Annotated in this window: 6 protein-coding genes; 4 read left to right on the forward strand and 2 right to left on the reverse strand. The window is 34.0% G+C overall.

Annotated elements, in window-relative coordinates; translation table 11 throughout:
* On the reverse strand, nucleotides 1-297 hold a 297-nt coding region (locus E1171_RS10090; protein ID WP_155205881.1), incomplete at its 3' end, for a hypothetical protein.
* A gap of 691 nt (nucleotides 298-988) precedes the next feature.
* Between E1171_RS10090 and E1171_RS10095 the strand changes: the two genes are divergently transcribed.
* Nucleotides 989-1,294: an NIPSNAP family protein gene (locus tag E1171_RS10095; protein ID WP_155205882.1), complete on the forward strand. Its 306-nt coding sequence runs from the start codon at nucleotides 989-991 to the stop codon at nucleotides 1,292-1,294.
* A gap of 769 nt (nucleotides 1,295-2,063) precedes the next feature.
* Here E1171_RS10095 and E1171_RS10100 read toward each other — a convergent pair.
* On the reverse strand, nucleotides 2,064-2,975 hold the full coding sequence (locus tag E1171_RS10100) for an alpha/beta fold hydrolase (protein WP_155205883.1): 912 nt from the start codon (nucleotides 2,973-2,975) through the stop codon (nucleotides 2,064-2,066).
* Nucleotides 2,976-3,466: 491 nt separating this feature from the next.
* Here E1171_RS10100 and E1171_RS10105 point away from each other — a divergent pair, with 491 nt between their 5' ends.
* The 3 genes from E1171_RS10105 to E1171_RS10115 all read left to right on the forward strand — a co-directional run bounded on the left by E1171_RS10105 (nucleotide 3,467) and on the right by E1171_RS10115 (nucleotide 6,357).
* The gene (locus tag E1171_RS10105) at nucleotides 3,467-4,111 is read left to right on the forward strand and encodes a nucleotidyltransferase family protein (protein WP_155205884.1); all 645 of its coding nucleotides are present in this window, start codon (nucleotides 3,467-3,469) and stop codon (nucleotides 4,109-4,111) included.
* 72 nt (nucleotides 4,112-4,183) lie between these two features.
* Nucleotides 4,184-4,723, forward strand: a complete 540-nt coding sequence (locus E1171_RS10110; RefSeq protein WP_155205885.1) for a GNAT family N-acetyltransferase — start codon at nucleotides 4,184-4,186, stop codon at nucleotides 4,721-4,723.
* Between the two features lie 359 nt (nucleotides 4,724-5,082).
* Entirely contained in the window at nucleotides 5,083-6,357 is a 1,275-nt protein-coding gene (locus tag E1171_RS10115; RefSeq protein WP_155205886.1) for a hypothetical protein, read from the forward strand.
* Nucleotides 6,358-6,469 lie beyond the last annotated feature (112 nt).

Here is a 6,469-nt window from a genome sequence, read left to right on the forward strand (position 1 = left end):
ATCATTGTTATCCCCCTTAATCCAGCTGTAAAGTATCTGGCTATTCCAATCATTGTTGCTACCTTCAATTTCGTTATTGTCCTGGATTAGATTGTTTTGCCCTTGCTGATAAGAATAAACCCACTGCCCGTTATAATCGTTTGCGGCACCATTAATAATGTTATTGTCTAAAAGCATGTTTTGCACTTTTTGAATGGCATAAATCCTTTGTGTATTGTCGTTATTGTTATTGCCTTGTGCCATGCTTAATTGAAAGACCCAGGCCATTGAGAGGAGGGTAATAATTACTTTTTTCATGATTTTAGAAAATCTTGTGAAAGGTGAATAGGACGTGGTGAATTAGGGTTTTTAAATAAGGGGGGAATTAAAGGTAACCCAGAATTGAGTGAATTGTTTAAATAATTATAAATATAATAAAAAATACTATAATAATTTTCCTACCTACTAGACAGGTGGAAGGGTTCTATTACTTTCATTTATTTCTTTGATCGCTTTGAAATCCCCTTTAAAAATTCCACGCTTAAACTCTCTCTTGTTTATATCCTCATCAAAATTAATATTCAATAAGTATTTTTTACCTACCCAATACTTGTTAAAAACCCTTATTTATAGTTAATAACTCCCGTACTGAATTTAAGATATCTAAAACCAAATGAAAATAATTCAATTAGTTTTGAAAAATTCTCAAATTAAAATCATACTTAAAATTGCATATTTTAGATAGATTTGTAAAAATTCAAAATTTTTTATCTAAAAAAACCATCAATTTTATGAAAAAACAGAAACTAATAAACCACAAGAATAGCGAGCTGCCATGCTTTTCCAACGCGCATAAACCAACGCCAAAAAATCACAGCAACCCGCCGAGCCGTTAGCTACAATTCCCCATATCTGAGAACCGATTAATTTCTCTAGCCAGCGAGCAAATTTTCAGTGGTTCAAAATTTAAAAAATATGATGTTAGTCAGAATTACCTAAAATATAAATTATGATTACTTGCTATTTACGATATAAGATTGACCCTTATAAACTCGATGAATTTGAAATTTATGCTAAAAAGTGGATCCCGCTGGTAAATAAGTTTGGCGGACAACATCATGGTTATTTCTTACCGCATGAAGGCGCAAATAACATAGCGACAGCCTTGTTTAGTTTTAATTCATTAGCGGAATACGAAAATTATCGAGTGGATACCATGAATGACAAAGAATGTCAAGAGGCATATCAATATGCTATAGATACAAGGTGCATTTTGAGTTATGAAAGGTCTTTTATGAGACCCGTATTTAACTAAGTTATTGTTCATTTAAAATGCGAGACTTAATATTTAGAATGGAGGGCTTAATAAAATGGGGTGCTGAAAGTGTCTTAAAATTTCTTGAATCAGATTAAGTAGGTGGTGAAATAGAAGAACGATAAAACGTTGAACTATATATGAATCCACCTCTGATTTAAAGTTTCTGATGTTTGGTTATTGAACACCATTTAAATAATTTAAAAAGTAGGTAACCCCATGTTTGCTTCATTGGCATCCTGACGGGCTGCCAACGAAGCAAACATGCGGACTTTACTCATAGAATGTCCTTGCTTCCAAAACTTAGAAAAGTGGAAGTTCGAAAACAAAAAGTAATTTAGTTTTGATTTGATACACATAGGATTAGAGTGTATTTTAATTTCTACCATAATAAATAAAAATCAGAACCTCACTTCATCTAAATCATCGTTATTTCAGTAGTCAAGGGCTAATAATAGCCAATTATTTAGACAGGGATTATACATCTTATTTACTAATTGACAATCCGTCTAAGTGGATCACCTAGAGAACCGTCACCCTATTTTTTCCTTTGAATTGTAATTAAGAATATTATTATAGGAGGTGAATTAGATAGAGAATCAGTTGTTGCAAAAATTGCAACAACTGCTGAAGACCTAAGAAATTTACCAAGCTGATTATTTTAGTCTTGATGTTATTATCTCATTTAAATATAGGACCTGAATCTTTGCAATAGAGCCATTGAAAGGTAGTTAGGAAAACATTTCATACAGTGATTTTTCCACAGGGCCTAATCATTCAAAAAATTCAACATGATTTGAGCTGTTTTTTCTGTGTATTCATGATGTGGAACATGTCCCCCAGGATCAAAAACATAGATTTCGGAATTAGGAATACCTTTATGATAAGCTTCCCCGATCGCAAATTTCACAATTTTATCCTGTCTTCCCCATATAATTAATGTATGTTGCTGGATCTGATGAATTCGATCATTTAAAATATAGTCCTTTCCTTCATGGATTTGCTTAATGATTTGGTTCTGCCATTGGAAACTTTTGGCGGATTTTTCAATAAAGTCATCCTTTAAAATATTGGGGAAATCAGGCTTTATTTCAAAGAGCTTATCCATAATAACGTCGAAATCAGAATAATTTTTAAGAGGAACCTTAGTTTGGTGATAGACAGAATCGCCATTTACCAATAAGCCTGCAGCATTCAGTAAAATGAGTTTATCTACATATTCGGGGTAAGCTAAAGTGTAAGCCGCCGCAATATGCCCTCCCATTGAATTACCGGCTAAGTGAAATTTGCTTAATTTTTTTTCCAAAATAAACTGATGGAGAGCTTCTACCTGGCCACGTATACTATGATTTCTTTCGAGCAGACGAGCTGTTTCTCCAAACCCAGGAACCTCGGGTAATAAAACATGATAATTAGGAGATACAAATTTCGCTAATGGTATAAATGAATACTTATTATCCCCAAATCCATGTATCAAGATCAAAGTATCTCCTTCTCCTCCTTCATAGTATGGTAGACTATACTGTCCCAACTGTATCGTTTTATCTGAAAGTCCAGCTTGTTTTACATGATAACCCTTTACAGCATTAATAATCAACAGGGGAAAGCCATAATAGATAACGGTCCCACCAATAGCCATTATAAATAAACTAATAATAAACCATTTTATAATTCTAAACATATCTTATTTATGAAGATTGACTAAAAAATTAAACAAATATAATATACATATATTCCCCATATTCCTGAAAAATTAGTTTTGTTTGTGTTCAAAAAAACATCGTTCCATTGTTGTTTTTCCATTTTCCAGATGGGTGGAAGTAAATAGATATTATTAAACAGTGCCAAGTTATAATCATGGAACTGTATGTTAATATCAGATCCAACCAATATATTTTTCACTGGATTTATAACCAAAAATGGCCCACAATAGCAAATTGGCGGCTAATTATTGAATGGTATTATTACCATTGGCCATATTTCCATGCCAAACCGAAATAAAGAAATCCAGGATTTGATTATTTAACTAGTAAGTGCATTATCAACTGAAATGTTTTTTTATATATTGCAGAATTTGAGATTGAAGAGAAGAAAGTAGGAGTCCTTAATGGCGAAACGCCAATAATCTTTAATTTTAAACTAAAACCTGGACGAAGAAAGGAGTTTAATTAGATGGATTTAGCAAAAGAAAGTGAAAGGCTGATAAACATCATTGAAAAGAGCTTTCATTTAAAGATAGCAGCATCGGCTTTGTATGAATTAGAAATTGAAGACTGTTATATTGGAGCAGGTGCTATTGCCCAAACCGTATGGAATGAATTAACTAATAGACCAGTAGATTATGGAATAGAGGACATCGATATAATTTATCATAATCCTTTAAAAGTAAAAGAAGAGGATGAGGAGAAGATTCTCCAATACTTAAATGAAAGTTTGGGGGAATATCCCTATCGACTTGATGTTAAAAATGAGGCAAGAGTTCATTTGTGGTATAGGGAAAAATTTGGCTATGATATTGCCCCTTATAAATCAGTTGAAAGTGCTATAAATACTTGGCCCACCACAGCCACTTCGTTAGGAGTAAGGAAATTATCCGAAAAAAGTTGGGAGATTTATGCGCCTTTTGGACTCAAGGATGTTTTTAACTTGAAGATCAGGGCAAATAACAGACAGATAACGCAAAATATTTATAACAAGAAGGTAGAAAAATGGATAAAAAAGTGGCCTGAATTGGATGTACTTCCCTGGGATGATAGATTAATTCCATTTGTTGAGGATAAAAGAATATTTATAAACAGGAAGCATATAGCCCTTTGAAAAAACATCCACTTTTTGTCTAAGTGGAGTTAATTTTCAATCCGCAGAAATTCAACTTATGAAAAATCAAAAATGACTAGAATAACAGATGACATATCTCTACTTCAAATAAATATTTCTGACCACCAAAAGTTATATGACTTGATGAAAAAAATATACCCTCCTGTATATCAACATTTGTGGCCTGATAAAGGAGAATGGTATTTGAAAGAAATATATTCAGAAGAGAACTTAAGAAAGGAACTTAACAACCCCAATTCAAGGTATTATTTTGTCTTGTATGATAAAGATATTGTCGGAATATTAAGAGTCCTTCTAAGGGAAAACTTCCCTGAAACAAAAAAAAATCATTCAACTAAATTACAACGAATTTACCTTGACTCGTCTGTACATGGGAAAGGAATTGGGAGAAAATTAATTACTTGGGTGGAGAAAATATTTTGCACCCAAAAGAATTCATTATTATGGCTTGAAGCTATGGACTCTCAGGATAAAGCAATTAGGTTTTATGAGAAACTGGGGTTTAAAATAAATGGGAATTTTAGATATCCGTCAGAAATGATGCATGAAAATTTAAGAGGAATGTACCGAATGTCCAAAGAAATTAGATGAAGGTATGGCCATCCACAAATATATGCAAAACTCCAACAGTTCCTACTCCTTGGCTATTAGGTTTGCACCAATCATTAGCCTAAAAAGTAGTGAATTTTAATGACTTCCACTATCCTGATAGGTGGAAGTATTTTTCATAGTTGACAACTCCCCTACCCAAAGCTTATGGGCTGATCACCTACTAGAAGAATAAGAACCCTTCCCCAAAAAAGCTAATCATTATTCTTTTAGATACACCGATCTACATTCAATTTTCCCCCTAAACAATTGTAAACCAATGGTGTTCCCACATTATGGTAAATATCAAAACCCCTTAGAAGGAATGTAATTTGTAAACATCTGCCAAAAACCAATGCACTATGAAAAACCAACTTCTATTAACCAACAAATTATTTATTGTCGTTTTTACAGTTCTTATATTTAGCTCCTCTATTACTTGGGCACAGATTGGTTCTGTTGTATTAGAGGTAAGACAAGATCCCAATAGTGTCATAACTGAGCCTCATAAGGCTGAGCTTATCTTTGTAGGTAAAAGACCAAGGGTAACTTCTCCCACTGGGGAAGTACGTACTAAAGTTATTCCTCTACAGAATGGAAAAAAATTATTGCTTATTGAGCTTGATCAACCCCAAGGGCAGAGGGAGAATACAGCTAATCCACAAATCAGTTTTCTTACTGTCGAAGCCCCAGTGGTAAACTTTGCTGTTGGACAAAATATTGAAATGACTGAGGCTGGAGCTATTACCGATCCTGCTTCTGTTTTTAATGAGTTGGCAGCTGCCTCTTCCCAAAACAATATTGCCAGGCAAGAAATGTTGAGCCCTAGGGTGGAATTTGAATTTGTGGATGAAACACCTGAGGAAAGGCAAGAAGAAAAGCCAAGCATTAAGGAAAGTGAAAACTTTTATATAGCTTATGAAGGCGAAGGTTCAAAAAAAGCTGTCAGTGAAAAACATCATTCTCCTTTTGGTAACATTACTGTGTTGTTAGAGACTTTTCAAACCCATCAAGGGAATCCTAATATGCCACACCTGTTGGAAATCCTCCTTTTTGGAAATCCCCCAGCTGTGATGTCCAACCGGGAAGATGTAAGTGTTGAGATAATTGATTTGGGCGGGGGTTTGAAAGCAATGATTATTGGTGTTAACACTTCCACCCAAGAAAAGGCAGATGAAAACGGAACAGTAGTGCTTCAAGAGGAAACTACCTTATTGTTGGCAAATCCCGCTTTACTTGACATGGATACCAAAAGCAAAAGGGAGATAATAATGTCTCAAGAATATTTTGCCTCATTTACGTATAAAGATGCGGAAACAGGAGGAGAAGAAAAGGAAAATACTGCTAGGGCTAACAGCTCTAAACACCATGAAAAACAACTTAAATTATCGCCCAACCCTGCCATTAATTATTTAAGTCTGGAGATGGATCAAAACCTATCTAATCAAGAGATCAATATTGTAATGAATAGTATTTCGAGAAAAGGAACCTTTGCCATTTCACCCAAGCATATCAAATGGGAAGGCAAATCTTTGATTATGGATTTAAGCCATTATTCCCTGGATCCTGGCATTTATATAGTGCGCATGCAGGTAGGAGATGAATTATTACCAGCACAACGAGTTGTTATTAAATGATTTAACAAAAAAATTAGTTGTCTTTAAATGCATAAACTAAAAGAGACAAACAACTCTCTTGGCAATTAACCATGGGAGTTGTTTTTTTTATTCTTCCACCTTTTTGTTAGGT

This window comes from Xanthovirga aplysinae, from assembly GCF_009711365.1.
Lineage (GTDB): Bacteria > Bacteroidota > Bacteroidia > Cytophagales > Cyclobacteriaceae > Xanthovirga > Xanthovirga aplysinae.

Bases quoted from the DNA above. Each gene is read 5' to 3' on its own strand.
- E1171_RS10095 (WP_155205882.1), top strand. From the start codon at position 989: ATGATTACTTGCTATTTACGATATAAGATTGACCCTTATAAACTCGAT.
- E1171_RS10100 (WP_155205883.1), bottom strand. From the start codon at position 2,975: ATGTTTAGAATTATAAAATGGTTTATTATTAGTTTATTTATAATGGCT.
- E1171_RS10105 (WP_155205884.1), top strand. From the start codon at position 3,467: ATGGATTTAGCAAAAGAAAGTGAAAGGCTGATAAACATCATTGAAAAG.
- E1171_RS10110 (WP_155205885.1), top strand. From the start codon at position 4,184: ATGACTAGAATAACAGATGACATATCTCTACTTCAAATAAATATTTCT.
- E1171_RS10115 (WP_155205886.1), top strand. From the start codon at position 5,083: ATGAAAAACCAACTTCTATTAACCAACAAATTATTTATTGTCGTTTTT.